We start from the raw sequence: 26,551 nt of genomic DNA, 5'->3' as shown, positions 1-26,551 counted from the left end.
GGTATCAGTCTTTAGTGAGTAAGCTCACGCCTTCCGTAAGGATGGAAGGAAACGCGAGGAGAAAAATTCCGAAAAGAACCATTAATACGACATACGGCAGCACACTTTTATAAAGGTCCAGGATAGGGGTATGCGGGCTGAGGGTTTTGAGATAGAAGATGTTGTAGCCAAAGGGCGGTGAAATGTAACCCACGCAAAGGTTCAGCTGAAAGAGAACGGCGAACCAAATGGGGTCGAAGCCAAGCTCCACAACAACTGGCATAAAGATTGGCATCACCAGCAGAATAATGCCGATGGGGTCCAGAAACATTCCGAGAATGAATCCTGCCCCCTGCATAACCAAAATGAGAAGCCAGGGAGAGATTTCGAGAGACAACAAAAATGACTGCACAAAGTTGATGCCGTTGGCAGCCGAATAAACGGAAACAAACGCACTGGCGCCGAAAATAATCCAAAGAACCATACCGCTCATAGTGGCGGTCGAATAACTGACATCCTTGATAAAACTCCAGTTAAGTTCACCTCGCATGGCAATTGCGGCTAGAACTGCCGCGGCGCCCACCGCTGACGCTTCTGTTGGCGTTGCCATGCCAAGGAATATCGACAGCAGCACCACCGAAATAATGGCCATTGGAAGAACAATGGAGCGGAGCGAGCGAATTTTCTCACTCATGGGGACGCTTTCAGAGGAGGCGGGTGCTTTTTCAGGCTGCAGCTTTGCCGTGATGATGACATAACCAAGAATAACAACCAGCATCCCCAGCCCTGCAATCAAGCCACCCATGAACAGCTTGCCGATGGAAAGCCCGGTACTCATGCCGATAACGATCAATGTGATGGAGGGCGGGATCAGAATGCCTAGAGTGCCCGCTGCTCCGATCGTGCCAAGTACGAGTTTTTTATCGTAGCCGTGCTTTTCCATGGCAGGCATTCCCACCATGCCTGTTGTTAGCGTGGAGGCCGCACAGCTGCCGGTCATGGCAGAAAGAAGCGAGGCGAAACCGGTGGTGCCCACGAGTAGCCCACCGTTAACTTTTCCGGACCAAAGGTAAAATGCTTGGTATAGGTCGGTCGCTATTTTCGACTTCCCGAGTGATATCCCCATCATGACGAACAAAGGGATGGCGGCAAGTGAGATCGACCACATACTGGCAAAAGTGGCAGACAGGATAGGGAACAGGCCGCTTGTGCCGTTCATGATCAATATAAAAATAGTAGCGACTGCACCTAGAGCGAAAGCGAGCGACACGCCAGCTATAATAAAGGCTAGCAGAAGACCAAACATACCAGCGGTTAAAAGTTCTGGTGACATGGGCTTACCCTTTGCTTTGTTGTTTTGGATTGACGAATTGGATTGCAGATGTCATCAGGCCGCTCAGACCCTGGATCAGAATGAGAGCTGTCCCAATAAAGAGGGCCAGGTTCACCGGCCACATAGGGTGGCGTAAGGCGCTGGCATCCAATTCGTTGAACTCCCAGGCATCCAGGAAATAAAACCAGGCCTCGTAGGTCAGGGCCGTAGTCCAGATGGCCAAGGCCACATAATTGAGCATGTCCGCAAAGGCATTCCAGCGGGGGGACCGGGTATTAAGGAGTACATCGACGCGTACGTGCCCGCCTTTGATCAGGGTGTAGGCTCCGATCAGGATGAAGTAGGCCGCAAAGACACGTTGCGTGTAACCAGGAGCCCATACCGACGGAGCGTTGAAGACGTATCTCGCGATGACTTCGTAAACTACGATAGCCATACCTATGAACACGAAAAAACTGAATAGCTTTCCGACGATCAAGTTGAACGTTTCAATGATTCTTAGAGGATTCATAGCGTTCTCTATTATTTTAATGGGAACTCTTATTCATTCTGTTCGTGAGGCATCAGGCCCACTGGTAGCGGTTAAAGTTTTCGCGCAGCATTTTCTTGCTCACTTTGCCGGTGGCGGTATGAGGCAGGGTGTCAACAAACTCACATGCATTCGGTATCCACCACTTGGGGATCTTCCCTTCAAGGAAACTCAATAGCTGTTCAGGAGTTAGTGAGGGATAAGAGTCTTCAGGTACAACAACGAGGAGAGGTCGCTCACTCCAGTGTTGATGAGCAACGCCGATGACGACAGCTTCGCGAACACCGGGGTGTGCCATGATTGCATTTTCAATTTCGATGGAACTGATCCATTCCCCTCCGGATTTGATTACGTCTTTTACCCGGTCTGTGATGCGCATATACCCCAAGGAGTCAATGGTTGCTACGTCGCCGGTATTGAACCAGTCATGCCCTTGGGATTTGCCGTAGTAGGCGCTGCATGCCCATGGACCACGGATTTCCAGAACGCCGGTTGTTTCTCCGTCGTGGGGTAAGGCGTTCCCGTCTTCATCAACGATGCGCATCTGGATGCCGAATAATGGACGCCCGGATTTCAGGCGCTGGTCTGCCCGGGGCGCGTCGGGAAGTCGATTATGTTCGGGTAGGTAGCGGTTGTAGCTTCCGATGGAGCTGAGTTCCGTCATACCCCAACCGTTTTCCAGTCTGACGCCATGGCGATCCATTTCGTCATACAGTTTTAATGCGCCTGCAGCGCCCCCGATAACGCCTCTGTTGAGGCTTGGGATGCGAGTACCGGTAGCATTAAGGAACTGGTTGATGCCACTCCAGAGTGTCGGAACGGCGAGAGAGAAAGTAACTTGCTCCTGGTTGATAAGATCAGTCATCGCCTGTGCATCCGATACCTGTGGGCCAGGCAGTACCAGGGCCGCTCCAGCCATGGGGGCGCTGTAGGGCATGCACCAGGCATTGATATGAAACATGGGTACCAGAGGCATTACAACGTCTTCGGATGTAAGGCCTAGTTGGCTCGCCATGTTTTGTGACATGCATTGCAAAACAATGCTTCGATGACTTCCGAGTACCCCTTTTGGATCGCCTGTGGTACCAGACGTATAGCACAGGTTGCTGGCGCGGTTTTCATCCAGAGTGGGCCAGTCGTAGCTGTCCTGTTCCCGGTTGAGCAGGCTCTCATAGGCGTGCAGATTCGGTAAGGTGCTCTGAGGCAGGTTGTTGGCCGAGCATAGCGCTATCCAGTGTTTTACTGACGGAAGATCACCTTGTATCGCTTCGATCACCGGAATGAATTCCGGGTCGATGAACAACGCTTCGTTCTGTGCGTCGTTAATAATAAATTTGATCTGGTCCGTGAACAGTTTCGGGTTGACGGTGTGACAGATGCGGCCAGTGCAGGGGATAGCGTAGTGCAGCTCGAAATGTCGATGGTCGTTCCAGGCAAGAGTGCCGACTCTTGCTTCGGGATCGAGCTCCAGGCGGTCCAGGGCGTTTGCCAGTTTGGCTACTCGAACGAAGGCGTCGCGGTAGCTCAGGCGGGACATGTCGCCAGTTGCACCGCGGGAAATGAGCTTGTTATCTGCGGCGGTCATTTCTGCATGGGACATTATTGTTGTGATGCTAAGAGGGGCATCCATCATTAAACCTTTCAAGACAGGCCTCCGGTTTTTGTTTAAAAGGGCGACTTCGCGTTGCCAGGGAACGTTCGATAATCTGTCTAGATCGAAGTCAGCAAAATGTATGCCCATTTGTGACAATGCTTTGAAACCCGCGATTGGGAGGGGCCGTGGCCTGTAAAGCACGGCGGTTTTTAGAAGTGGCTTTGTTTCATTTTTGAAACGCGTGTTTCATTATTTGGTTCGGTGTTTCAACTTTGGGTTTTGGTCTGAGGCTGGCGAAGCCTGCGCCAGAGGGTCGACCGGCTGATCCCCAGCGCTTTTGCAGTTTTCGCCATATCGCCATCGTGGGCGTCGAGGGTTTTCTGGATGAGCGTTATCTCGGCGGCTTTGCCGAAATTGTGCAGGCTTTCCTTCGGAGCGTTTATTGCGAGATGCTCTTTGGGCACTGAGAACAGCTCTGGAAACAGGGCTTCAAGTGGTTTCGATTCGCCAGGGAACTGGCTTACTAGAAAGGCGCGCTCTATCAGGTTTTCGAGTTCACGAATGTTGCCGCTCCACTGGTGGTTCATCAGGTGGGGCATGAGTGCATTCAGTGTTTCATTGGCCGCCTGCTCCTGGGCGGTATTCCCCGCGGCGAGGTTTCTGGTTAACAATTTGGTGAGTTGTGGAATATCGGAGGTGCGCTTGCGCAAGGGCGGTACCGATATTCTGAGGATGTTAAGACGGTAGAAAAGGTCTTCACGAAACCGGTTATTGGCGATTTCTTGTTTCAGATCCCTGTGGGTGGCTGCAATGACTCTGATATTGATGGGGGTGGGCTCGGAGCCACCAAGGCGGAGTACCTGACGCTCCTGTAGAACTCGAAGTAAGCGAGTCTGAAGATGAATCGGCATATCGCCAATTTCATCGAGGAAAATAGTGCCGTTGTGTGCTGCCTCGAACAGCCCCGGTTTCCCGCCTTTGCGGGTGCCGGTAAATGCCCCTTCGTCATACCCAAACAGTTCGCTTTCAAGCAGAGTTTCAGGAAAAGCCGCGCAGTTAATCGCAACGAACGGCATCTGATGCCTGCCGCTGGCGTTATGAATGCTTTGGGCAAACAGCTCTTTGCCAGTGCCGGTCTCTCCGGTGATTAACACAGTCGAGTTGGAGTGGGCGTACAATTTTGCTAGCTGGATCGCTTGCTGAAATGCCTGTTCCTTGCCGGTAAGTTGTTCAAAGTGGTATTTGGCAATGAAATGGCTTGGGCGGCTTTGGGAGCGCAATCGGCGCTCCGCGCGCTGGATTTCCCGTATTTCCTGACATGTCAGTATCGCTCCGTCTATCTGCCCTTCTTCCATTATAGGAAGTACGCTAATGGCCAGGCGCTGACTTCCTCTAAGGCTCAGGTGGCTTTCAATCGCGGCTCCCTTTGTCAGTACGCCATTTATATCGATGTCGGGGAAGTGTTCGGTGGCGCGATCTCCGATGGAGATTGGCTGATCAGGTTGTAGCAGGGTGTTCATGCTGTTATTAACGGAAAAGACTTTGCCTGTTGCGTCCAGTGCAATGACCCCTTCACTAAGATTTTTCAGAACCGCATGAATGCGCCGGTGTTTTTGGGCTTCGGCTGCGCGGCTGTGGCATATCGCAAGCGCATCATCGAGTGTCAGGCGAACTGCGTCAGCATTTATGGCGAAGACACCTTCTGCGCCAGCGGCTTCCGCCAGCTCAACGACGGTTGGGGAGCCGATTATTACGCGATAGCCTTGATCAACAAGCGTACGGACTTTTTCGCGAGCTTCCTGTAGCGAGGTGTAAACAGCCTGTGAAACTTCGACCGTAAATAGTGAGGACATTTCCTCAAGCTCTTTCAAGGTACGCTGGTGCGTGAGAATGCCGGCTTTTGTGCCGCGCTCCCGGGCAAGATTGATGGCGCGGATAAGGTCGAACTCACCCATCCTGAACGAGAGAGTGGTGATAGAAATTTTCTTCCGCAAAAACTCCGCAGACGCACTGGAGCAAATCAGTATGTCCGCGCGCTGTTCCCGCTCTATTGTTTTGGCCGTTGCAAGTAGTTTATCGACCGATGTCTCAACAATCTGTATATCCGCTTGTTGTTCATAGCGAGGCAGTATTTCGTTCAGCGTCAGCGTTAACTTGCTCGGATGACCGTCGAAAGTGAGATGGTTGATCAGAGCGATGATGCGCGGTTTGTGGGGTTCTGTGGCCATGATGGGTGCACCTTTCTTTGCATGGAGTAGGGGAATATTAGCGCGGATTAAGTTGTTTCAAAAGTGAAAAAAAGTGTTTCACGATTGCGCCAGAATAGAGGTGTGTTTTTTCTCTCCTTTTTTGTGTATCCCATAAGGCTCTGATTTAACTGAATTTATTTTTTAGTCTCTTTGTTGGCCCAGAGTTTGCTCAATGCAGTTTATGGAAACGTATCTACGAAAAGAGAGTATCTAATGGATGTTGCACAAAGTGGCCCAAGTTCACAGCATCGTATAGAGGGCGACCGTTGGGGGTGGCAGGAAAGTCTGGAGCGTTATTTATCTGGGGTTCTGCAGGGGAGCCATGTACAGATCACCAACATGGAGTTGCTCTCCGGGGGCGCCATCCAGGAAAACTGGTTGTTGTATGTACAGGTATGTGGTGGCTCCAAAGCCGGAGAGCACCGCTGGGTATTACGGACCGACTCCCTGTCTGTGGTGGATGTAAGTATGTCCAGGGCGGACGAGTATGCCGTACTTAAAACGGTCCATGAAGCAGGTGTCGATGTGCCTACACCCTTCTGGCTCTGCAGAGACCCGGGTGTTATTGGTCGCGAGTTTTTTGTCATGCAAGCGGTTGGTGGCACCGCTGCAGGCCATCGGTTGGTTAAAGATGATGCCCTTGTGCCTGACCGAGCCGCTCTATGTCGGGAACTTGGGCGCAATCTGGCGAAGCTGCATTCCATAAAGCCGCCTCAGCAGGCGCTTGGTTTCTTGCCCTCACCGACTGAAGATCCGGCTCAGGCAACCATTGAGCAATATCTGGGATTTCTGGATGAGTTGCCTTGGGCCTTTCCCGTTATCGAGTGGGGGTTGCGTTGGCTTCGCCTCAACAAGCCTGCTCCTGTTGAATCCTGCCTTATTCACAGAGATTTTCGCACCGGTAACTTCATGGTGGATCAAGGTGCAGTGTCAGGCATCCTCGATTGGGAGTTCACCGCATGGGGAGACTGGCGTGAGGACCTGGGATGGCTGACCGCAAAGTGCTGGCGGTTCGGCAGGAATGAGAACGTTGCGGGTGGTGTTGGTGCTCTGAGCGATGTAATGGCTGGGTACTCGGAAGTGTGCCCCCGAGAAATATCACCAGAAGAACTCCGATATTGGCAGGTTATGGCGCACGTCCGCTGGGCCATAGTGGCCGTCCAGCAGGCCGAACGGCACCTTTCCGGAAAACAGTATTCGCTGGAGCTTGCTCTCACCGGACGGCTGGTACCAGAGGTTGAATACAATATTCTAACATTGACGGGAGGTCATCCATGAATCGTCCAGATGCATGTGAGTTGCTTGAGGTGGCACGGGAAACTCTGCTAAAGGATGTCTTTCCCGCGGTACCGGAGAACCTGCGTTACGAGGTGCGCATGATCGCCAGCGCAATGGGGATTGCGGCTCGCGAAGCGAAAAGTGGAGCGAGTGTCAGCCAGAATGAGGTTGCCGCCTATACAGATATCTTGTCAGACGCCTTAAGCGTTGATCCAGCATCGCTGGAGAGTTCCCGGCAGGCCATGAAAGAAGCGATCCGGGCAGGCTCTTTCGACGCTCCAGGACAAAAACAGGAGCAGCTGCAGGCAGTTTTGCACAAGGCTGTGGTGAATGCGCTGGCTATCAGCAACCCTAAAGTTGTGCATCCGTCCAAGAGGGCAAGCTGATGTCCTCGACTCCGAATCGTTACCAAGGGTTAGGTCGTCGTCGCCTTTACCTGGTCCGGCACGGACACGTTAACTATTTCGATGCTGCAGGTCATCCATTGGACCCAAGGTCTGTGCCGCTGTCCGCTGATGGTGAGGCTCAGGTGCAGGCGCTGAACCGCATACTGCAGGGCGTGACATTCGACAGAGCCTTCAGCTCAGACTATCCCAGGGCAATTCAGACCCTTGATATGGTTTTGGCAGGTCGATCAGATTCGTGTGCCACAGAATCAACCGCTGCCTTGCGAGAGATTCGGGCGGGGCGGCTCAGTAAGATGCCTCCGGAATCATACGACACAGAAGTGGCCGAAGCTTATCACTGGTCGCAACAGCCTGAAGCTGGATTTCTGAGAGGTGAGCGTTGGGATGATTTCGGGGCTCGGGTCCTTGAATGGTTCGGCACTTTGCTTGCGGACACGAGTTGGCAGAGCGCTGTGATCGCCAGCCATGACGCCGTCAACCGGGTGCTGATCTCGTGGCTGATGAGTGGGGACCTGTCATCGCTACCACTTATTGAGCAGGACCACGCGTGCCTCAATATTGTGGATGTAGACCAGCCAATTGCTGATGGTTCAGTTAAAGCGTACCTGCGCCTCCTTAACCATACTCCATACAACCCTATTAAATCCGGTGAGCGCTCGACGGTTATGGAGCGGATAACTCAATCCATGTTGTCGATGTGACAACGGAGCCTGCTCACTTTGATCGGCTTAAAATAAATCCAATGATTGGGAAATAACGATGAATTTTGAATTAAGTGATGAGCTCAAAGCGTTGCAAGCGAAGGTTCGCAGCTTTATCCGGGACGAGGTGATGCCTCTGGAATCCGATCCGCGCCAGACGCCACACGGTCCCACTGAAGAACTTCGAAATGATTTGGTGGCCCTTGCGCGTAAAAACGGACTGCTTACTTTGCATGCGTCACGGGAAATGGGCGGCGCCGAACTCTCTCATGTTGCGAAAGCTGTGATCTTCGAAGAGGCAGGATATTCGCCGCTCGGCCCCACAGCACTAAATGTTCATGCGCCGGATGAGGGCAACATCCACCTGATGGATGTGGTCGCTTCAGAGGCACAGAAAGAGCGCTGGCTACGACCATTGGTGGAAGGGAAAACCCGGTCTTGTTTTGCGATGACTGAACCTTCTCCGGGAGCAGGGTCGGACCCATCGATGCTTAACACGACGGCTGTCCGTGACGGCGATGATTATATTATCAATGGGAAGAAGTGGTTTATAACCGGTGCAGAGGGAGCCGCTTTTGCGATCATCATGGCGCGAACTGACGATGGAAACGCCACCATGTTTCTCACAGACACTGACAAGCCTGGTTTTAACGTTGACCGAATGATGGATGTGATGGACTCGTGCTTCACCGGCGGCCATGGCGTCGTGCGCTTTGAGAATCTTAGAGTGCCAGCTAGCGACATCCTTGGCGAAATTGGCAAGGGATTTCGGTACGCGCAAGTTCGTTTGGCCCCGGCAAGGTTGACCCATTGCATGCGTTGGTTGGGAGCAGCTCAGCGAGCCCATGATGAAGCCTGTCGATATGCGAGCACACGTGAATCGTTTGGGAAACGCTTGGGTGATCATCAAGGCGTAGGCTTCATGCTGGCCGATAACGAAATGGATATGTTGACTACGCGCCTGTCCATCATGCACTGCGCATGGGTACTGGACAAAGGCGAACGCGCAAACACCGAATCCAGTATGGCCAAGGTGATCAGTTCTGAAGGTATTTGGCGAGTAATTGACCGGAGTGTTCAGGTCCTCGGCGGGCAAGGGGTCTCCGGTGAAAACATCGTGGAGCGAATCTTTAAAGATGCCCGAGGCTTCCGCATTTACGACGGGCCGAACGAGGTTCACCGGATGAGTCTCGCAAGGAAAATTCTCGCCCGCCACACTGACAAATTGAAAGGTTAAACATGATAGACAGTCATCATCTCTTCGGCCTGGCCGGGAAACGTGTACTGGTTACGGGGGCCTCTAGCGGGCTTGGGCGCCACTTCGCTAAAACACTGGCAAAAGCCGGCGCTCAGGTTGTTGTGGGTGCGCGTCGGGTTGATCGCCTTCAGGAGCTGGTTGCGGATATCCGCAGTGAGGGTGGTGCTGCATTGGCATTGCCACTGGATGTCGCCTCACGGGTGTCAGTTGTTGCCTGTCTTGACGAGCTATGCCGTCAGTATGGCGGGATTGATGTTGTTGTGAACAACGCTGGCGTCAGCGATACAAAAGCGGCGCTGGAGTACACAGATGATGACTGGGACAGCATTGTGCAGACCAACCTCAAGGGTGCCTGGATCGTAGCTCAGGAAAGCGCCCGAAGAATGGCGCAGAGTGACGGTGGCAGTATTGTGAACGTTACCTCCATTCTGGCCACCCGTCTGGCAGGTGGTGTCGGGCCCTACTGCGCAGCCAAGGCTGGTCTGGCTCATTTGACCCGCTCTTTGGCGTTGGAACTGGCGCGCCATAACGTTCGAGTCAACTCATTGGCGCCGGGTTATGTAATGACTGAAATCAACCAGGATTTTCTGGAAAGTGACGCGGGGGAACGGCTTAAAAAACGTATTCCTGCGAGAAGGTTCTGTCAGGTCCAGGACCTGGATGGTGCGCTACTGCTTCTTGCTTCTGATGCGGGAAGAGCAATGACGGGTTCTGAAATTGTGGTTGATAACGGTCACGCTTGCTCGGGCTTGTAAAGCCCGACCAGAGCCGGCGTGATCAAATAAAGACAAAATTTTCTGGAATTATCCATTGGATAGTTGGGGAGGTGTAAAACAGCAAAATTAAACACATCGCATTCAGTGAACCGAGGATAAAAGCAAACCTCAGAAACAATAATCACAAGAACAAGAGGAAAGCCACCAATGAACGGCATCGCAGCAATAGAAGGTTCAGGGGCGCAACGCGTCCTTGTGTTACACGGGTGGGCGCTGGACAGCAATGTCTGGCTCGATACCCGTGCGTTGGTCGACGATACACGTTTCACCTACGCCTACTTCGATTTCCCCGGGTATGGCTCCAATCGCTCAGTCCCCCCCGCCGAAGGAATGGAAGGAATGGCAGCGTCAGCGCTTGCTGCCGCAGATTCGCTGGGGTGGGATCACTTCAATATTCTCGGCCATTCAATGGGTGGGGCAGCGGCGTTGCGAGTGGCAACTCTTGCGCCGGAACGAGTCTCCGCCGTCGTAGCGCTGACTCCCGTATCTCCTCAGGGAACTCCGCTGGATGAGGCGACCTATGATTCTTTTAAATCAGCATGGGAAGATCCGGGCCCTGTATTAAAGGGTCTCGCACCTCACTTGACCACAGAACAATTGGACACCATCGTCGGAAACACGCGAGCGACGATGAATCAGTCTGTGTGGGAAGCTTATCTTGCGAACTGGACTAAGGCGGATTTTTTCAAAACGCTAAAAAACTGTTCTGCTCCTGTCTCTCTTGCTTACGGTGACAGTGATCCTTTCGTGACGGCTCAATACCTTTCAGACACTGCAGCTTTACTGCGTGAGGGTACGTTACTGGGTATTGATAAGGCTGGACATTACCCGATGATTGAAAACCCCCGGGAAACTGTACAGCTTTGGGAAAGTGCGTTTATTCAAGCTGCAAAAGGAGAGAGTAATGTTTGAGACAAGCAAGCCATATCGCGGTATGCCTGCGTCCGTATGGACACCTCCAACGCCGCAACTTATCCGTGGGGCTAGAATGCTGATTGTTGGTTATGAAGCCAATCCGGAGGCTCTCAAGGCAGTGCTTCCTGAAGGCTTAAAGCCTCATCCCAATAACATGGTCCAGATGAATATGTATGAAATCGAGGCCAGTAACACCAGTGGGTTTGGGGCTTTTTCTTTGACATATCTAACGGTTGAGGTCGAGGGTCACGATAGCCTGGCGGCTGAGGGTACGCTCCCAATTCCGGGTCGATTTTTCGCATACTACTGGAATAGCTCTCCACGTGTCCTGGCATACGCACGCGAGGCGGCGGGAATTCCGGCTATGCACGGGGTAAGACGAGCCGAGACCGTCGACGGACGCCTTGTGTCTACGCTCGCGGTCGACGGTAAGGATGTCATCACTGCACGCGCAACCGTTACTGACACTCCGGCTGGTACTCTTGGGGGGCATCTCAACTATTATGCCCATCGTGAGTTTCCGCGCCCCGAAGGCGGCAGTGCAGCCATAAGTGAATTAATAGAACTTCCGCTCCCCTTTGTGGCCGACCTTTACGAAGCAAAAGTTGACGATATTTCGTTCAACTTCCCTAGCGGCCACCCGGCCGCCAGCTTGGCTCCCGTATCGCCTCTTAGTACACCATCGGTGCTCTATGGGGATGTCACATTCACTTATTCAATGGGAAGACAAGTCAAAAACTACCTCCAAGCATGAGGTAATTAAACACGCTTGGAGGATGACGTCTCTGAAGTAGCATGTGCAATCTCACGGAAGGAGGATTGCACGTGTATGAAGTGGAGGGGGCGTTTTTTACCGAACACCCGCGAGAAGGTTAAAGCGAGCCTGAATCGGGTTGCCAGCCCCTCGTCGTTGCAAGGCATGCATCAGGTTTGACTTACGCTAAGAGTCTCGATGTCAGAGTCCAAAACCGACAAAAAAAGGAATGACAAATGACTGAAATTATAAAAACAGTTGATATTGCCCATCTGGGCGGCTCGAAAGTTGGCTACAGGTTTGGTAAGTCGTACGATCCGTCGTTACCAACGCTTATCATGAACAATTCGTTCACGACGTCAGCGGAGTTGTTCAGGCCACAATTTGCAGACCCAAAGCTGATGAAGGTGGCCAATCTTCTTGCCATTGAACCTTATGGCCATGGCAAAACCTATCCGAAATATCGACAATTCACGTATTGGGACAGCGCCATTGCGAATATTCAAGTGCTCGATGCCCTTGGTATCGCTGAAGCATTTGCTCTAGGGACGTCGCAGGGCGGTTGGATTGTGACGCAGACAGCGATGCTTGCTCCGGACCGGATCAAGGGGATCATTCCGCTCGGCACATCGATGGATAATGAGAGTCAGCTTAGCCGTAAGTTGGGTTGTTGGGACGGTATAGATTTTTGTACCCCCGCCATCGATGCTCTAGCAGAACCTGTTACTGATGACTGGACGGTACCGGAAGAATTCGTTGTGGGCGTTCTCGACGCGGGGCTGGGCGATACGGTGACCCCAGAGGATCGCGCATTCTGGCTTGATGAGTACCGTCGGAACTACAAAGGGGATGCGGGGCGTGAACGCTTGCGTACAGCTTCCATTAATCTTCGTGACCGAGACAGTCTGCACGCACGCCTCGGCAGTGTCACCTGTCCTGTTCTCTGGATGCACGGTACCGCTGATACGGTGTACTCGGTCGCCAATGCTGAAGATGGGATTCGGCGATTTAGTCAGTCAGCAGACGCGCAGTTAAAAATCGTTGATGGCGGTCAGCATTTCCTGAGCGCATCTGATCCGCAGCATATCAATCCTGCGACTGTGGAATTTATTAATAAGTGGCGGTAACCACTGAACCACTACAGAGGGTATATGAAAACAATAAATCTGGTTGCCCCGGGCGGGCTTGATGCATTGGAGGTGAGGGAATCCCCAGATCCCGGGCAACCCGGGCCTGGGCAGATACGGGTGGCAATTCATGCCACCTCTTTAAATTACCATGACTTGCTGGTCGCCAATGGCAGTATCCCGACGGAGGATGGGCGCCTTCTAATGTCTGACGGAGCGGGGGTTGTTGAAGCTGTTGGTGAGGGGGTTGCAGAGTTTGAGGTGGGAGATCATGTTGTTTCCGGGTTTTTTCCGCAATGGCAGGATGGTCAAGCCTTTGATGGCGTAGGAAACTTCCGGGGAACCCCTGGCGACGGAATTGACGGCTTTGCTGCGGAGTACTCGGTCCAGGCGGCCACCAGTTTCACTCGTGCCCCAGCTGGCTGGAGTCATGCAGAAGCAGCGACAATCACCACGGCTGGTCTGACAGCATGGCGGGCGCTGATAACAGAAGGGAGCCTGAAGGCGGGGCAGAGCGTTTTGCTCCTTGGCACGGGCGGGGTTTCAATCGCTGCTTTGCAAATAGCCAAAGCGATGGGTGCCAAAGTTTTCATTACTTCATCCTCAGACGAAAAGTTAGAAAGAGCCCGTGCACTCGGAGCGGATTCCACTATCAACTACCGACGTTATCCCGACTGGGCTAACCAGGTTCTCGCCCTAACCCAAGGGCGAGGGGTTGATCATGTTGTTGAGGTGGGCGGTCCGGGCACGTTAAGTCAGTCTATACAGGCGGTTTGCGTCGGTGGGCATGTTGCTCTTATTGGTGTTTTAACCGGGCGTGAAGGCCAGGTGCCCACGGGATTACTCATGGCGAAGCAAGCCCGGCTTCAAGGCCTGGTTGTTGGAAATCGTCGCCAGCAGCAGGAGTACGTCGCGGCTCTCGAGCAAAACGAACTACGCCCAGTGATCTATCAAAGCTTTCGTTTCGAACAATTGGCGGATGCTTTCCGGCTCCAGGAAAGTGGCAGTCATTTTGGCAAGATTGTTGCCGAGTGGTGAGAGTCGTAATGAGCTGGAAAGCGGGAAATGATGCATTTAAGGCCTAATTTGCGTTGGATAATGCGAAGTGTTTTCGTTTTTCAATCCCGGCATGAAAGTGCCGGGATTATTTTTTAAGATTTTCGTCAGTCGTTGAATAGGTCCCGTCAGAGCTTGCACGGCACAAAACTAAAAAAGGCCCTACGCTCTCACGTAAGGCCTTGAAAAATATGGCGCGCCCGACAGGATTCGAACCTGTGACCCCTGCCTTCGGAGGGCAGTACTCTATCCAGCTGAGCTACGGGCGCATTCGAGTGTGACGGCGAAGCGTCAATTTCGAGTGCGCAATCTTACGTGCGTGAGCGAGTAGTGTCCAGCCCTGGATCTGTTGCTGGGCCAGCCATTCTTATGGAAAAAGGGGTTCCGGGGTGATGCTCACCAGTGCGCCTTCATTGCTGAAGGACACTTCTCCATCCTGGATGGTTATCTGGAAGTTCATGTTACGCTCTACCAACCCCGCGAGTGCTTCCGTTGATTCGCTTGGCAGCTCAATAATTGTGAGATTGCGGAAGCGGCTCAGCTTGTTCTGGTGCTTCGCCATCCATACCGGCACGGCCCGAGCTCCGTAGGCATAAAGGATGACCTGCTTTGCGCGGCTGCAGGCTTTTCGCAGGCGGCTTTCGTCGGGCAAGCCCAGCTCGATCCACAACTCAATCTCGTCGCTCAGGCTTTTTTGCCACAGTTCGGGTTCGTCGTCGGTGCTCAGGCCCTTGGTAAACTCCAGCCCCTCACGGGCATTCAATGCAAAGGCCAGAATGCGAATCATCATGCGCTCGTCGTTTTCTGACGGGTGCTGGGCTATCGTGAGCTGGTGGTCTGCATAATAATGCCTGTCCATGTCGGCAATATTGAGCGTGGCTTTAAAGATTGTTGCTTTGAGCGCCATGGCGGTCCTGCATTGGTATCAAGATGTTGGTTTGCGCTAGTGTAATGTAATTCTCTGCTGAGTGAGCATGACAGCATGTCGATGTTGCGCGGTTTTCTTATTCTGGTTCTGTTTTTTCTTTTTGGTGAAGCTTTGCGTCTGGCGTTTCTGATACCGGTCAGCGGCGGTGTGCTGGGTATGATTTTGATGACGCTCACGCTGATGCTGCGAGGTCGGGTAAGCGATGCACTGGCGTCGTCCAGCCAGGCTCTGATTTCTGTGCTGGTGTTGCTGATCATGCCAGGTGTGGTCGGGGTGTTTTTTATGGCGTCGCAGTTTTCCGGACAATGGCTGGCGGTTACTGCAGCCTTGCTGCTCGGTACCTTTCTGAGTGTTCTGAGCACTTTGTTATTAATGAAGCACATGGGTCGTTTGTCTGTGCGGAGCCAGGCGAATGACTGAGCTGGCTGAACGTTTTATTGCTATCCCTGAGGTTTTGTCTGGCAGCCCGATATTCGCAATCGGGCTGACCCTGAGCGCATTTTTCGCCGGTAACTGGCTGTTTGTTCGCATTGGCAGGCCCTTGTGGATGCCACCGGTGGTGCTCGCCGCAGTGATCCTGGCGTTCGTGATTGCTGTTCTGCCGATGGATTACGTTCGCTATCAGGAGGGCTCTCTGTGGATAACCGTGTTACTTGGCCCCGCCACAGTCGCTTTGGGGATACCGCTGTATCAGCAGATTCATCATATCCGAGCCATGTGGATTCCGATTGTGGTCACACTGCCGCTGGCGGCAACAATGGCGGCGGTTTATGCCGTGGTGATTGCCTGGGCGTTAGGCGCTACCCCGGAGGTGCTGGCGTCGCTTGCACCCAAGTCTGTTACAGCCCCGATCGCTATAGGTATAACCGAGCAGCTGGGTGGATCTGTGCCGTTGATGATGGGCGGCCTGCTGATTACCGGCGTGGTTGCAACGCTGTTTGTTGACCTGCTGGCAAAGTGGTTACCGGTTGAAGATGAGCGCATTCTCGGTTTTGCTCTTGGCCTCAATGGCCATGCAATTGGCACTGCCAGGGCGTTTGAAATCAGCCATACAGCGGGGGCATTTGCCTCGCTGGGCATGGGGCTGACGGGCGTTTTTACCGCACTTATATTGCCTCTCGTATTTCGCCTTTAACCCTGGGTGGCGACTGCCTATGCACGTCGTCATTCAGTTCGCGAATAGCCGTAAGTTGTAATTTCGATTGCCGTAAGTAGTTTCCGCGACTAGTTTCTATTGCAGACGTCTGGGGCGCCTGAGCCTCGGCTTGCCATAAAAACTCGTAAAACAACGACGGAAAACGCAATGAAAAAACTACTTGCAGCTTTAGTCGGTTCCATGGCGCTGGCCACGGCTCCTGTTGCTCTTTCTGCTGAGGCAACGAAAGAGTTGAAGATGGCGTATGACGCCGACCCGGTTACCCTCGATATACATGAGCAGCTCTCTGGCGGCATCCTGCAACTGTCCCACATGACGTTTGATCCGCTGGTGCGCTGGACAAAGGATCTCGGTTTTGAGGCCCGTCTGGCTGAAAGCTGGAGCCGTGTGGATGACAAAACCATGCGTTTCAAGCTGCGTGAAGGGGTGAAGTTTCACTCCGGTAACGAGCTCACTGCCAAAGATGTGAAGTTCACTTACGATCGATTGAAAGAAAGCCAGGACTTCAAGGCCATCTTCAAGCCGTTCAGTGGCATTAATGTCATTGACGATTACACCTTTGAGCTGGTGACCAGCGAGCCATTCCCGCTGCTGCTCAATACCGCTACCTACATCTTCCCGCTGGACAGCGAGTTTTATTCTGGCGAAACAGAGGACGGCAAACAAAAAGGCGCCATTCTCAAACACGGCAACTCGTTCGCTTCCGATAACCTGTCTGGAACTGGCCCCTTCATGGTCAAATCGCGCCAGCAGGGCGTGCGTATGGAGTTTGAGCGCTTCGCAGATTACTGGGATGAGGAATCCCCGGGCAATGTGAAGAAAATCGTGATGACTCCAATCAAGGAAAACAACACCCGGGTTTCAGCGCTGTTGTCCGGCGGTGTGGACTTCATCGCGCCTGTGCCACCCACAGACCTTGATCGCATCAAGCGTGACAAGAATTCCGACCTGGTCACCATGAGCGGCACTCGCATTATCCTGTTTCACATGAACCAGGAGCGTGTTGAAGCCTTCAAAGATCCGAAGGTTCGTCAGGCGGTTGCCTATGCCATCAATCAGGAAGGCATTGCTGCCAAGATCATGAAAGGTTTTGCCACACCGGCAGCCCAACTCTCGCCAGCCGGCTACCAGGGTCACAACGAATCCCTGAAACCACGCTATGACGTAGAAAAAGCCCAACAGCTGATGAAAGAGGCTGGTTACGAGGATGGCTTTACTATCACCATGATGGCTCCTAACAACCGCTACGTGAACGATGACAAGATTGCACAGGCAGCAGCGGCCATGCTGGCCCGCATCAACATCAAAGTGGATCTGAAAACCCTGCCGAAAGCCCAGTACTGGCCGGAATACGATGACCGCTCTGCCGATATGATGCTGATCGGCTGGCACGCGGATACCGAGGATTCTGCCAACTTCTATGAATTCCTGACCTTCTGCACCGAGGCAGGCAGTGGCTCAGGCCAGTACAACGCAGGTAACTACTGCAACCCGGAAATCGACGCACTGGTTGAAAAGGCCAACGTTGAGACGGATCTGGATAAGCGCGCTGCCATGCTGCAAGACGTTGAAAAACGCCTCTACGATGACGCCGCTTTCGTTCCGCTGCACTGGCAAGACCTTGCCTGGGCCAGCAAGAAGAACGTAAAAATTGAGCCGATTCTGAACGTGATGAACTTTCCGTACCTGGGTGACCTGGTCGTAGAGTAACAGCCTCTATTGGCAGGCCGGCTTCGGAGGCTTCCGTCGCCGGCCTTTTGTTTTCAGCTATATCCGGACATATTGCATGTTAGCGTTTTTGGTTCAGCGAATATCCCAGGCAGCACTGGTCATGTTCGTGATCAGCGTGATCGCGTTTTCCATCCAGGACGGCCTTGGCGACCCACTTCAGGAAATGGTGGGCATGTCAGTCTCCATGGAGGAGCGCGAAGCCCTGCGCGAAGAGCTGGGGTTAAACGATCCCAAGCTGGTTCAGTACCTGCGCTTTGCCGGCAATGCGATTCAGGGGGACCTGGGCAACTCCTATTTTTACGGCAAACCCACCCTGGAAGTGATTGCCGACCACCTGCCGGCGACTTTGGAGCTGGTGATTGGTGCCAGTCTGATCATTCTGCTGCTGTCGGTACCGATTGGTGTGTATGCTGCGATTCGGCCCCAGGCATGGCTGGCGAAATTTTTTATGGGTGTGAGTACTGTCGGGATATCCATACCGGTCTTCCTCACAGCCATTGTATTGATTCAGATATATTCCATCGGCGTGACCGTCGAATGGTTCCCTGTGGAGACTGGCTGGGGGCAGTGGCTGAACGGTGCCTTGAGTACCGAAGGTGGTCTTCCGTCCTATGGTCGTGGCGAGAATCTGACCCATCTGTTTGGCACCTGGTACTCAGGCTTCTTTACCGAGAGCGGCCTGATGCATTTGGTACTGCCGTGTGTGTCCCTGGCGTCCATCATGTTGCCGCTTTTCATCCGACTGATCCGCGCGGAAATGATGGAAGTGCTGCAAAGCGACTATATTCGCTACGCCCGTGCCAAGGGCTTGAGTGCAGGGCGCATCAACTTTCTTCATGCCCTCAAGAACACCATGTTGCCGGTCATCACCGTAGGTGGTGTGCAGATTGGCGTAATGGTGGCTTATACGATTCTTACAGAAACCGTTTTCCAGTGGCCGGGGGTCGGGCTGATGTTTCTGGAAGCCATTACCCGCAGTGATATTCCCCTGATCGTCGCCTATCTCATGGTGGTGGGCCTGATCTTTGTGGTTACCAACACGCTGGTGGATCTGGTTTACGGGCTGGTGAACCCCACGGTTAAACTGACAGGTAAGAAGGCATGACTACAGCGACTCTTTCACGCTGGGATCGCTTTCGCGAATCCTTTCTCTGGTACAGCTTCAAGCGCGATAAGGTGGCGATAGCCAGCTTTGTGGTGCTGGTGCTCATGTTGCTGGCCGCTATTTTTGCGCCTTTGCTGGCGCCGACAAATCCATACGATCTGGCGCAGATCAATATCATGAACTCTGAGTTGCCGCCCATAGGCATGCAGGGTGCAGATTCTGCCTTTCCCCTGGGCACAGATGCGCAGGGTAGGGACATGCTCTCCACCATTCTTTATGGCACCCGGGTATCCTTGCTTATTGGTTTCGGTGCTGTGGTGCTGCAGGCGGCTCTTGGCATACTGTTCGGCTTGCTGGCTGGGTATCTGGGTGGCCGAGTAGATTCCATATTGATGCGTATTGCCGATGTGCAGCTTTCTTTCTCTACACTGATGGTCGCCATCATTGTGGGGGCGGTGTTCAAGGCCAGTTTTGGCAACCTGATGTTCGGTGAGATTGCCATTTATATGCTGATTTTCATCATTGGTGTTGCCGAATGGCCCCAGATAGCGCGCACAGTGCGTGCTTCTGTGTTGGCAGAGAAAAAGAAAGAGTACGTGGATGCGGCCAAGGTCATGGGCTTTCGCACCAACCGCATTATGTTCCGCCACATTCTGCCAAATACACTGTCGCCGATTTTTGTTATCGCCACGGTACAGATCGCCAATGCCATCATTTCCGAGGCGGCCCTGTCGTTTCTCGGGCTTGGGATGCCCGAGACCCAGCCGTCTCTGGGCTCTCTTATCAAGTCCGGTTTTGACTACATCCAAAGTGGTTCCTGGTGGATTACCCTGATTCCAGGCCTGGTGCTGGTCGTGCTCGTGCTTGTCATCAACCTGTTGGGTGACTGGCTGAGAGATGTCATGAACCCACGGCTGTACAAGGGCTAACGAATTATGGAAAACAACACACCACTGCTGGAAGTAAAAGACCTGGATGTGCGGTTTGCTGTTCGTGGGGGCGACCTTACGGCCCTGCGCGGCATCAGCTTCAGCCTCGACAAGGGCGAACGGTTAGGCCTCGTGGGCGAATCCGGTGCCGGCAAATCCGTAGCGGCTTTCTCCATTCTCAACCTGATCGCTCGCCCGGGTTATATCGCCGGTGGGCAGATCCTGTTCGAAGGCCGGGACCTGGCTGCCATGAGCGAGCGCGAGTTGCGTAAAATCCGTGGCAACCGCATTGCCATGATTTTTCAGGATCCGATGATGACACTGAATCCGGTGCTGAGTATTGGCACCCAGATGGTAGAAGCTATCAAGGCGCACCGCAGGATCAGCACGAAAGCGGCGCGAGACATTGCTGTGGGAAAGCTGCGCAAGGTGCAGATTCCCTCACCCGAGAAGCGGCTGGATCAGTACCCACATGAGTTATCTGGCGGCATGCGCCAGCGGGTGATTATTGCCATTGCCTTGCTCCTGGACCCTGAAATCATCGTAGCCGATGAGCCCACCACGGCGCTGGATGTCACCATACAGGCAGAAATCATGGCGCTGTTGCTGGATCTGTGTGAACAGGAAAATGTCGCATTGATGCTGATTACTCATGATCTGGGCGTTGTGTCGCAGGTCACTCAGCGCATGCTGGTCATGTACTCTGGTCGCATTATTGAGCAGGGCCCCACCCGGGAGATCATCAACGATGCTCAGCACCCTTATACTCAGGGGCTCATAAACGCCTTGCCCCAGATGGGCGAGCCAGGCGCGCGGCTGTTCCAGATCCCCGGCTCCATGCCGTCCCTGAAAAATGTGCCCACCGGCTGCCCGTTCCATCCACGCTGTGATTTCGCCACTGATCAGTGCCGGCAAACCATGCCCGAGTATGTACGCTCCGGAAATGTGGATGTGGCGTGTTATGAGGTCAGTAACCTGATTGAGCAGGAGAAAAACATGCAGGAGGCCGGATCATGACCTCCCCACTGGTAGAAATTCGCGGTTTGGAAAAACGCTTTGATTTGTCTGGCAGCTTGCTGGAGCAGATCACCTTCAAAAACGGTCGGTTCCAGCGCAAGCAGGAAGCCGTTCACGCCATCAATGGTGTGGATTTGCAGGTGCAAAAGGGTGAAGCTTTGTGTGTGGTGGGGGAGTCCGGTTGTGGCAAGTCCACGGTTGCCCGTACCGTTATGGGCCTGCTGTCACCCAGCGCTGGAGAGGTGCACTACGGTGGCAGCCGCATCGATAATCTGAAAGGCCGGGACGTTCTGCCTTACCGTCGTAAAATGCAAATGATTTTCCAGAACCCATACGCCTCTCTGAACCCGCGAATGACGATTCAGCAGACCCTCGAGGAGCCCATTCATTTTCATCGACCCGAACTCGCTCGCAACGAAGTGCGCGAAAAAGTTCAGGAAGTCATGCAGTCGGTGGGAATAGATCCCGATTGGGGCAGCCGGTTTGGCCATGAATTTTCCGGCGGTCAGCGCCAGCGCATTGCCATAGCTCGCGCCCTGGCGGTAGATCCTGAGTTTATTGTGGCGGATGAGCCCATCTCGGCACTGGATGTTTCTATTCAGGCGCAGGTGCTGAACCTGTTGATGGAGGCTCAGGAAACCCGCAACCTGACCTATCTGTTTATCACCCATGATCTCGCCGTAGTAGAGCACTTCGGTACCCGGGTGGCGGTCATGTATCTCGGGCGGGTATGTGAGTTGGCGGACACCAAAACACTGTTTGCCGAGCCGCGCCACCCCTATACCCAGGCGTTGCTCTCTGCGATTCCAAAGCTGGAAGATGACAGGCCTAATTACATAAGGCTCCAGGGTGAGGTGCCAACGCCGGTGAACCTGCCTTCTGGCTGTGTTTTCCATGGGCGTTGTCCCTACGCCAATGAACGCTGTCGTCAGGAAATACCCCAACTGATTGCGACGGACGGCGGGGCGCAAGTGGCGTGCCACGCAGTGGAGGAAGGGCGGTTGTAGTAGGGCAGGTTTTAAGAGCGTGGGTGCTATGGGCTATGATGCTCGCGGTGAGTAGCTGTTGAAAAACCTTCACTCTGTCACCTCTACTTTTTAACCTCCATTCGCTGGGGACTCCATGGAAATACGTTGGCTGGAAGATTTTATGGCGCTGGCCCGCGCGCGCCATTTTTCCCGCGCTGCGGAACTACAGCATGTAAGTCAGCCCACATTCAGTAGGCGCATAAAACTGCTGGAAGAAGCCATGGGCGCCACGCTGATTAACCGGCAAACCTTGCCGTTGTCCCTGACACCTGCCGGTGAACGTTTTTTTGAGTTATGTCAGCGGGTAACCCGGGATGTTCGTGAGGTTCGGGGCCAGATTGCCGAGTTGGAAGCGGAGGTGCATGCCCGTATCAGTGTGGGCTCGACGCAGGGGCTGTTTTCCCACTTTTACCAGCGCTGGGCCAGTGAAGCCGGGGTTGCTGACAGACTTCAACTTAACCTCAAAGCGACCAGTTGGGTGGGAGAGCGGTTTCTGGATGCCCTGGACGGTGGCGAATGCGATCTGGTTCTCTGTTATTGGCATAAGGATTTGCCCTGGGGTGACCGGCTGGCCAGGGGTGAGTACGAATCCATTACACTTGCTCGTGAATGGCTGGTGCCGGTAAGTGTCGCGACAGACAGCGGTGAACCCCGATTCCCCTTGCCAGGGGCTGAAGGCCAGACAGTGCCCCTGATTGCCTATCATTCGCGGGGCTTTTTGCAGTCTGCCATTGAAGCGCATCTGGCACGCGGCGGCGAGTCTGTAAATCTTTTACCCCTGAATGAAAATACTCAGTCGGCAAGCATCAAGGCGCTGGTAAAGCAGGGTTTTGGGATGGGTTGGTTGCCTAGCCGGATGACGGAAAAAAGCGAGCACTTTGGTAGCCTTACCAGGGCCGGGGATGAGCGATGGGACGTACCTCTGGACATTCGCTTGATCCGCCTGCGTGAACCCCGCTCAGACGATCTTTTAGCTCTCTGGAAAAAATTGGAAAACCGACATGCCTGATACTGAGCTTTTGTCTCTTCAGCCTGACCACATAGGTATTCTGCAGAGCCGCTATGAACAGGTTCTGGAAGACCAGGGTTATGACGCCTTGCTTATCAGTTCTGGCGCGGCCCCCATGCGTTATGGTGACGACCAGTCCTGGCACTTTCAGGGGTATGGTCCATTTCTGCACTGGACAGGGCTTGCAGGCTTTGAGTGCGCCTGGCTGCTGATCCGGAAAGGCCGAAAACCTATATTATCACTGCATCAGCCGGTTGATTTCTGGCATGCAAGCCTTGAGCTGGCTCATGAGCCTTGGCTCGAAGAGTTCGAGGTCCGCTTCAATGAAACCCCTTCGGCGCCGGCAGCAGATGGAGCCGGCCGGTTGGCCGTTATCGGTGATCCGTCGCTGCTGGCGGACGTGCCCGGTGAACATAACCCGGCCGAGCTATGCGCCGCGCTTGATAAGACTCGGGCGCACAAGACCCCATACGAAATAGCCTGCCTGGCACAGGCCAACAGGTTGGCAATGGCGGGGCACCATGCAGCCCGAGACGCGTTTTTGGCAGGCGCCAGCGAGTTTGACGTCAACCTGGCGTACCAGAGTGCAACGCATCAGCGTGAGGCCGATTCGCCGTATCACAGCATTATTGGGATAAACGAACATGCTGGCACGCTCCATTATCAATATTACGACACAGCAGCCCCCAAGAAATCCAGGAGCTTGCTGATTGATGCCGGCGTGCGCTACCGAGGCTACTGCTCCGACATTACCCGCACCACCGCTGGCGTCGGGGAGGGGCGATTTGCCGCACTGATTCAAGGGCTTGAACAGTTACAGTTCCGCCTCTGCAGTATGGTCGCGCCCGGTGTTGATTACATAGATATCCATCGCAAAACGCACTTGGGCATTGCAGCCTTGCTGGGTGTTGCAGGGTTGGTCAGCGACCTGAGCGAGGAGGACATGGTTGCAGCGGGCATTACTCGGGCCTTTTTTCCCCATGGTATCGGGCATTTTCTGGGTGTTCAGGTACACGATGTTGCCGGGAAACCGGCTCCACCGCCGCCCGATGCGCCGTTTTTGCGCCTGATGCGAACGCTGGAGCCCGGCATGGTAGTGACCATCGAGCCGGGGTTGTACTTCATCCCCTCCCTGCTGGAACCTTTGCTGTCTGGCCCGCTTGGGTGCCATATCAATCGCCCGCTACTCGATGAATTGCAGGGGTGTGGCGGCATACGCATAGAGGACAACCTGGTGGTAACTGAGTCAGGTTGCCGAAACCTGAGCAGGGAGGCCGAGAGCTGAAACAATCCGTTGCACAAAATTAACACGACATGCTTGCAATCCGTGATGCTAATGACAATAATTATCACTAACATTTTGTCGTTGGTGAGATTGCGATATGTATGTATGTCTTTGCCACGGAGTCACAGACCGGGACATCCGTGAAGCCGCCGAAAACGGTGTGTCTTCCATGCGCCAACTCGGTAAAGAGCTTGGTGTCGGCTCGCAGTGCGGGCGTTGCGCCTCCATGGCTCGCGGTATCCTGCGCGAAACCCGGACACCGGATTATCTGGCCCTGGCCAATATGTTGGCTAGCCCCGCCTGATCCGTTCTTCGCGTTTATTTCCTTTCCGCAATTTTGTAATGCGCGTTAACGCGCTATCCTTGTTCGGTGACGAGAGAGTTATATAGAGAGCTTTGAAAGCTCACCGAACCCGAACCCATCAGCCGGGAGAACCTTTCTCTAAAGAAAGGTAAGTCAGTCGGCTGAGTTCAAGGAGCGCTGCAATGAAAGGCGACAAAAAAGTCATCCAGTTTCTGAACAAAGTTCTTGCCAACGAACTGACCGCTATCAATCAGTACTTCCTTCATTCCCGCATGTACAAAGACTGGGGCATCACCAAGCTTGCGGCCAAAGAATACGAAGAGTCCATTGATGAAATGAAACACGCCGATCAATTGATCGAGCGCATCCTGTTTCTGGAAGGCCTGCCCAACCTGCAAGACCTGAACAAGTTGATGATCGGCGAGAACGTTGAGGAAATGATTGCCTGTGACCTCAAAATCGAACACATCGCCCATGTTGACCTGAAAGAAGCCATCGTTTACTGCGAAGAAGTCCAGGATTACACCAGCCGAGAGTTGTTCCGCAGCATCCTCGACAGCGAAGAAGAGCACATTGACTGGTTGGAAACCCAGCTGGAAATGATTAACCAGATGGGTATTCAGAACTACATACAACTGCAATCTGCTGCAGCGGAGTAAAACCGACAATGGACCTGTCCTGTTTTAAAGCCTACGACCTGCGGGGTAGCGTGCCGGAGCAGTTGAATCCTGCTCTGGCTGAGCGCATAGGGCGCGCCTATGTGGAAGTTACCGGAGCAAAAAAAGTCATCGTTGGGTACGACATCCGTCTGTCCAGCCCGGAAATCACCGAAGCCCTGAGCTCGGGCCTGATGGCCGCCGGCGCCGACGTATTCGATATAGGCCTGTGTGGCACTGAGTGTGTTTACTTTGCCACCAGCCATTATGGAATGGACGGCGGTATCATGGTTACCGCCAGCCACAACCCCAAGAACCATAACGGTATGAAAATGGTCGGGCCGGAATCTCGGCCTATCAGCTCCGATAACGGCCTGAACGATATCCGTGATCGAGTACGTGAGCCGTTTTCCAACGCGCCGGTTCAGGGGAAATACGAAGCGCTGGAGGTTACCAGTGCTTATATTGACCACCTGCTGGGTTACATCGACGCAGCTGCTCTGAGTCCCATAAAAATTGTCGTTAACGCCGGTAACGGTGGCGCCGGGTTGGTGATCGATGAACTCGAAAAACACCTGCCTTTTGAGTTCATTAAGGTGAATCACGAGCCGGATGGCAACTTCCCAAATGGCGTCCCCAACCCTATTCTTGAAGAAAACCGTTCGGCGACAGCCGATGCCGTAATCGAACACGGGGCAGCCATGGGTATCGCTTGGGATGGCGATTACGATCGCTGCTTCTTTTTCGACGAAAATGGCCGATTTATTGAAGGTTATTACATTGTTGGTTTGCTGGCGGACCAATTTCTGCGCAAAACCGGCCCCGGAAAAGTCATCCACGACCCTAGGTTGATCTGGAATACCCTGGACCTGGTAGAAGCTGCAGGCGGTGAAGCCATCGAAAGCAAAACCGGCCACGCATTCATCAAACAGCGCATGCGCGACGAAGACGCCGTTTACGGCGGAGAAATGAGCGCACACCACTATTTCCGGGACTTTGCTTACTGTGACAGTGGTATGATCCCCTGGCTGCTGCTCGCTGAACGCCTATGCCAGTCCGGTCAGCCTTTCTCATCCCTCATCGACGCCCGTATTGAAGCCTATCCGGCCAGTGGTGAAATAAACCGCACCATCGACAATCCCCCAGAGGTTATCGCGGCCATTGAGGAAAAATACGGCGCCGATGCAAAAAGCGTGAGCTACGTAGACGGCCTCAGCGTGGAATTCGACAACTGGCGCTTCAACCTGCGTATGTCCAACACCGAACCCGTCGTTCGCCTGAACGTGGAATCCCGTGGTGACATACCCTTGATGAAGGCGAAAACGGAAGAGTTGCTCGCGGAAATGGAGCGTTTGAATAACCTGTAGGGGTGATTCGTACTTTAGTGTCAGGCCACTCCTTGGTTGGGGCTTGCCGGGCGGTACGAGTTGCGAAAACTGTGCGGAGC

The 26,551-nt window shown here is 53.6% G+C and carries 26 protein-coding genes and 1 tRNA gene; 21 read left to right on the top strand and 6 right to left on the bottom strand.

All coding sequences use genetic code 11. The features are described 5' to 3' along the window. Positions 1 to 4: 4 nt before the first annotated feature. From Q4606_RS10400 to prpR, 4 genes are all read right to left on the bottom strand, one after another. Positions 5 to 1,312 (bottom strand): TRAP transporter large permease subunit, encoded by a 1,308-nt coding sequence (locus Q4606_RS10400; protein ID WP_303607472.1) that lies wholly within the window; start codon positions 1,310 to 1,312, stop codon positions 5 to 7. A 4-nt stretch (positions 1,313 to 1,316) separates the two neighbouring features. Next, positions 1,317 to 1,823: a TRAP transporter small permease subunit gene (locus Q4606_RS10395; RefSeq protein WP_303607471.1), complete on the bottom strand. Its 507-nt coding sequence runs from the start codon at positions 1,821 to 1,823 to the stop codon at positions 1,317 to 1,319. Between the two features lie 52 nt (positions 1,824 to 1,875). Further along, a complete protein-coding gene (locus tag Q4606_RS10390; protein WP_303607470.1) occupies positions 1,876 to 3,486 on the bottom strand; it encodes a long-chain fatty acid--CoA ligase in 1,611 nt (536 codons plus the stop codon). A gap of 215 nt (positions 3,487 to 3,701) precedes the next feature. Next, complete coding sequence (gene prpR / locus Q4606_RS10385; RefSeq protein WP_303607469.1) at positions 3,702 to 5,663, bottom strand: propionate catabolism operon regulatory protein PrpR; 1,962 nt, start codon at positions 5,661 to 5,663, stop codon at positions 3,702 to 3,704. Between the two features lie 234 nt (positions 5,664 to 5,897). Here prpR and Q4606_RS10380 point away from each other — a divergent pair, with 234 nt between their 5' ends. From Q4606_RS10380 to Q4606_RS10340, 9 genes are all read left to right on the top strand, one after another. Further along, positions 5,898 to 6,962, top strand: coding sequence for a phosphotransferase family protein (locus tag Q4606_RS10380; RefSeq protein ID WP_223133431.1), 1,065 nt, complete (start codon positions 5,898 to 5,900; stop codon positions 6,960 to 6,962). Then, positions 6,959 to 7,348, top strand: coding sequence for a DUF6285 domain-containing protein (locus tag Q4606_RS10375; RefSeq protein WP_133005598.1), 390 nt, complete (start codon positions 6,959 to 6,961; stop codon positions 7,346 to 7,348). The genes Q4606_RS10380 and Q4606_RS10375 overlap by 4 nt, the downstream gene beginning before the upstream one ends. Then, positions 7,348 to 8,070 carry a histidine phosphatase family protein gene (locus Q4606_RS10370; protein WP_303607468.1) on the top strand — a complete coding sequence of 241 codons (723 nt, stop codon included), beginning with the start codon at positions 7,348 to 7,350 and terminating at the stop codon, positions 8,068 to 8,070. The genes Q4606_RS10375 and Q4606_RS10370 overlap by 1 nt, the downstream gene beginning before the upstream one ends. Positions 8,071 to 8,128: 58 nt before the next feature. Beyond that, the gene (locus Q4606_RS10365; RefSeq protein WP_303607467.1) at positions 8,129 to 9,307 is read left to right on the top strand and encodes an acyl-CoA dehydrogenase family protein; all 1,179 of its coding nucleotides are present in this window, start codon (positions 8,129 to 8,131) and stop codon (positions 9,305 to 9,307) included. Between the two features lie 2 nt (positions 9,308 to 9,309). Continuing rightward, positions 9,310 to 10,083 carry an SDR family NAD(P)-dependent oxidoreductase gene (locus tag Q4606_RS10360; protein WP_303607466.1) on the top strand — a complete coding sequence of 258 codons (774 nt, stop codon included), beginning with the start codon at positions 9,310 to 9,312 and terminating at the stop codon, positions 10,081 to 10,083. A 168-nt stretch (positions 10,084 to 10,251) separates the two neighbouring features. Beyond that, positions 10,252 to 11,016: an alpha/beta fold hydrolase gene (locus Q4606_RS10355; protein WP_303607465.1), complete on the top strand. Its 765-nt coding sequence runs from the start codon at positions 10,252 to 10,254 to the stop codon at positions 11,014 to 11,016. Further along, positions 11,009 to 11,773, top strand: coding sequence for an acetoacetate decarboxylase family protein (locus Q4606_RS10350; RefSeq protein ID WP_303607464.1), 765 nt, complete (start codon positions 11,009 to 11,011; stop codon positions 11,771 to 11,773). Before Q4606_RS10355 ends, Q4606_RS10350 begins: the two co-directional genes overlap by 8 nt. Positions 11,774 to 12,009: 236 nt before the next feature. Beyond that, positions 12,010 to 12,900, top strand: coding sequence for an alpha/beta fold hydrolase (locus Q4606_RS10345; RefSeq protein WP_303607463.1), 891 nt, complete (start codon positions 12,010 to 12,012; stop codon positions 12,898 to 12,900). Between the two features lie 24 nt (positions 12,901 to 12,924). Further along, positions 12,925 to 13,938 carry an NAD(P)-dependent alcohol dehydrogenase gene (locus tag Q4606_RS10340; RefSeq protein WP_303607462.1) on the top strand — a complete coding sequence of 338 codons (1,014 nt, stop codon included), beginning with the start codon at positions 12,925 to 12,927 and terminating at the stop codon, positions 13,936 to 13,938. A gap of 210 nt (positions 13,939 to 14,148) precedes the next feature. Here Q4606_RS10340 and Q4606_RS10335 read toward each other — a convergent pair. Together Q4606_RS10335 and Q4606_RS10330 are read right to left on the bottom strand one after the other, a co-directional pair. Then, positions 14,149 to 14,225 (bottom strand) — tRNA-Arg (locus Q4606_RS10335). 98 nt (positions 14,226 to 14,323) lie between these two features. Then, positions 14,324 to 14,863 carry a YaeQ family protein gene (locus Q4606_RS10330; RefSeq protein ID WP_303597061.1) on the bottom strand — a complete coding sequence of 180 codons (540 nt, stop codon included), beginning with the start codon at positions 14,861 to 14,863 and terminating at the stop codon, positions 14,324 to 14,326. 75 nt (positions 14,864 to 14,938) lie between these two features. Between Q4606_RS10330 and Q4606_RS10325 the strand changes: the two genes are divergently transcribed. The 12 genes from Q4606_RS10325 (at position 14,939) to Q4606_RS10270 (ending at position 26,471) form a co-directional block, all read left to right on the top strand. Beyond that, positions 14,939 to 15,304: a CidA/LrgA family protein gene (locus Q4606_RS10325; RefSeq protein ID WP_303597062.1), complete on the top strand. Its 366-nt coding sequence runs from the start codon at positions 14,939 to 14,941 to the stop codon at positions 15,302 to 15,304. Continuing rightward, positions 15,297 to 16,019, top strand: coding sequence for an LrgB family protein (locus Q4606_RS10320; protein ID WP_303607461.1), 723 nt, complete (start codon positions 15,297 to 15,299; stop codon positions 16,017 to 16,019). Before Q4606_RS10325 ends, Q4606_RS10320 begins: the two co-directional genes overlap by 8 nt. A gap of 168 nt (positions 16,020 to 16,187) precedes the next feature. Beyond that, positions 16,188 to 17,750, top strand: coding sequence for an ABC transporter substrate-binding protein (locus tag Q4606_RS10315; protein WP_303607460.1), 1,563 nt, complete (start codon positions 16,188 to 16,190; stop codon positions 17,748 to 17,750). 76 nt (positions 17,751 to 17,826) lie between these two features. After that, positions 17,827 to 18,876, top strand: coding sequence for an ABC transporter permease (locus Q4606_RS10310; RefSeq protein WP_303607459.1), 1,050 nt, complete (start codon positions 17,827 to 17,829; stop codon positions 18,874 to 18,876). Next, a complete protein-coding gene (locus Q4606_RS10305; protein WP_303597066.1) occupies positions 18,873 to 19,805 on the top strand; it encodes an ABC transporter permease in 933 nt (310 codons plus the stop codon). Before Q4606_RS10310 ends, Q4606_RS10305 begins: the two co-directional genes overlap by 4 nt. 6 nt (positions 19,806 to 19,811) lie before the next feature. Next, positions 19,812 to 20,822: an ABC transporter ATP-binding protein gene (locus Q4606_RS10300; protein WP_303597067.1), complete on the top strand. Its 1,011-nt coding sequence runs from the start codon at positions 19,812 to 19,814 to the stop codon at positions 20,820 to 20,822. Beyond that, a complete protein-coding gene (locus Q4606_RS10295; protein ID WP_303607458.1) occupies positions 20,819 to 21,829 on the top strand; it encodes an ABC transporter ATP-binding protein in 1,011 nt (336 codons plus the stop codon). Before Q4606_RS10300 ends, Q4606_RS10295 begins: the two co-directional genes overlap by 4 nt. Before the next feature lie 115 nt (positions 21,830 to 21,944). Further along, on the top strand, positions 21,945 to 22,859 hold the full coding sequence (locus Q4606_RS10290; protein ID WP_303607457.1) for a LysR family transcriptional regulator: 915 nt from the start codon (positions 21,945 to 21,947) through the stop codon (positions 22,857 to 22,859). Beyond that, entirely contained in the window at positions 22,852 to 24,144 is a 1,293-nt protein-coding gene (gene pepQ / locus Q4606_RS10285) for a Xaa-Pro dipeptidase (protein ID WP_303607456.1), read from the top strand. Before Q4606_RS10290 ends, pepQ begins: the two co-directional genes overlap by 8 nt. A 97-nt stretch (positions 24,145 to 24,241) precedes the next feature. Further along, a complete protein-coding gene (locus Q4606_RS10280; protein ID WP_303597071.1) occupies positions 24,242 to 24,448 on the top strand; it encodes a bacterioferritin-associated ferredoxin in 207 nt (68 codons plus the stop codon). A gap of 182 nt (positions 24,449 to 24,630) precedes the next feature. Next, positions 24,631 to 25,107, top strand: coding sequence for a bacterioferritin (bfr, locus tag Q4606_RS10275; protein WP_303597072.1), 477 nt, complete (start codon positions 24,631 to 24,633; stop codon positions 25,105 to 25,107). Between the two features lie 8 nt (positions 25,108 to 25,115). Then, complete coding sequence (locus tag Q4606_RS10270; RefSeq protein ID WP_303607455.1) at positions 25,116 to 26,471, top strand: phosphomannomutase; 1,356 nt, start codon at positions 25,116 to 25,118, stop codon at positions 26,469 to 26,471. Positions 26,472 to 26,551: the final 80 nt, after the last annotated feature.

The sequence above is a fragment of the Marinobacter sp. 1_MG-2023 genome, from assembly GCF_030549045.1.
GTDB lineage: Bacteria > Pseudomonadota > Gammaproteobacteria > Pseudomonadales > Oleiphilaceae > Marinobacter.
The sequence above is the reverse complement of the archived record's forward strand: the minus strand, read 5'-3'. Positions and strand labels throughout refer to the sequence as shown.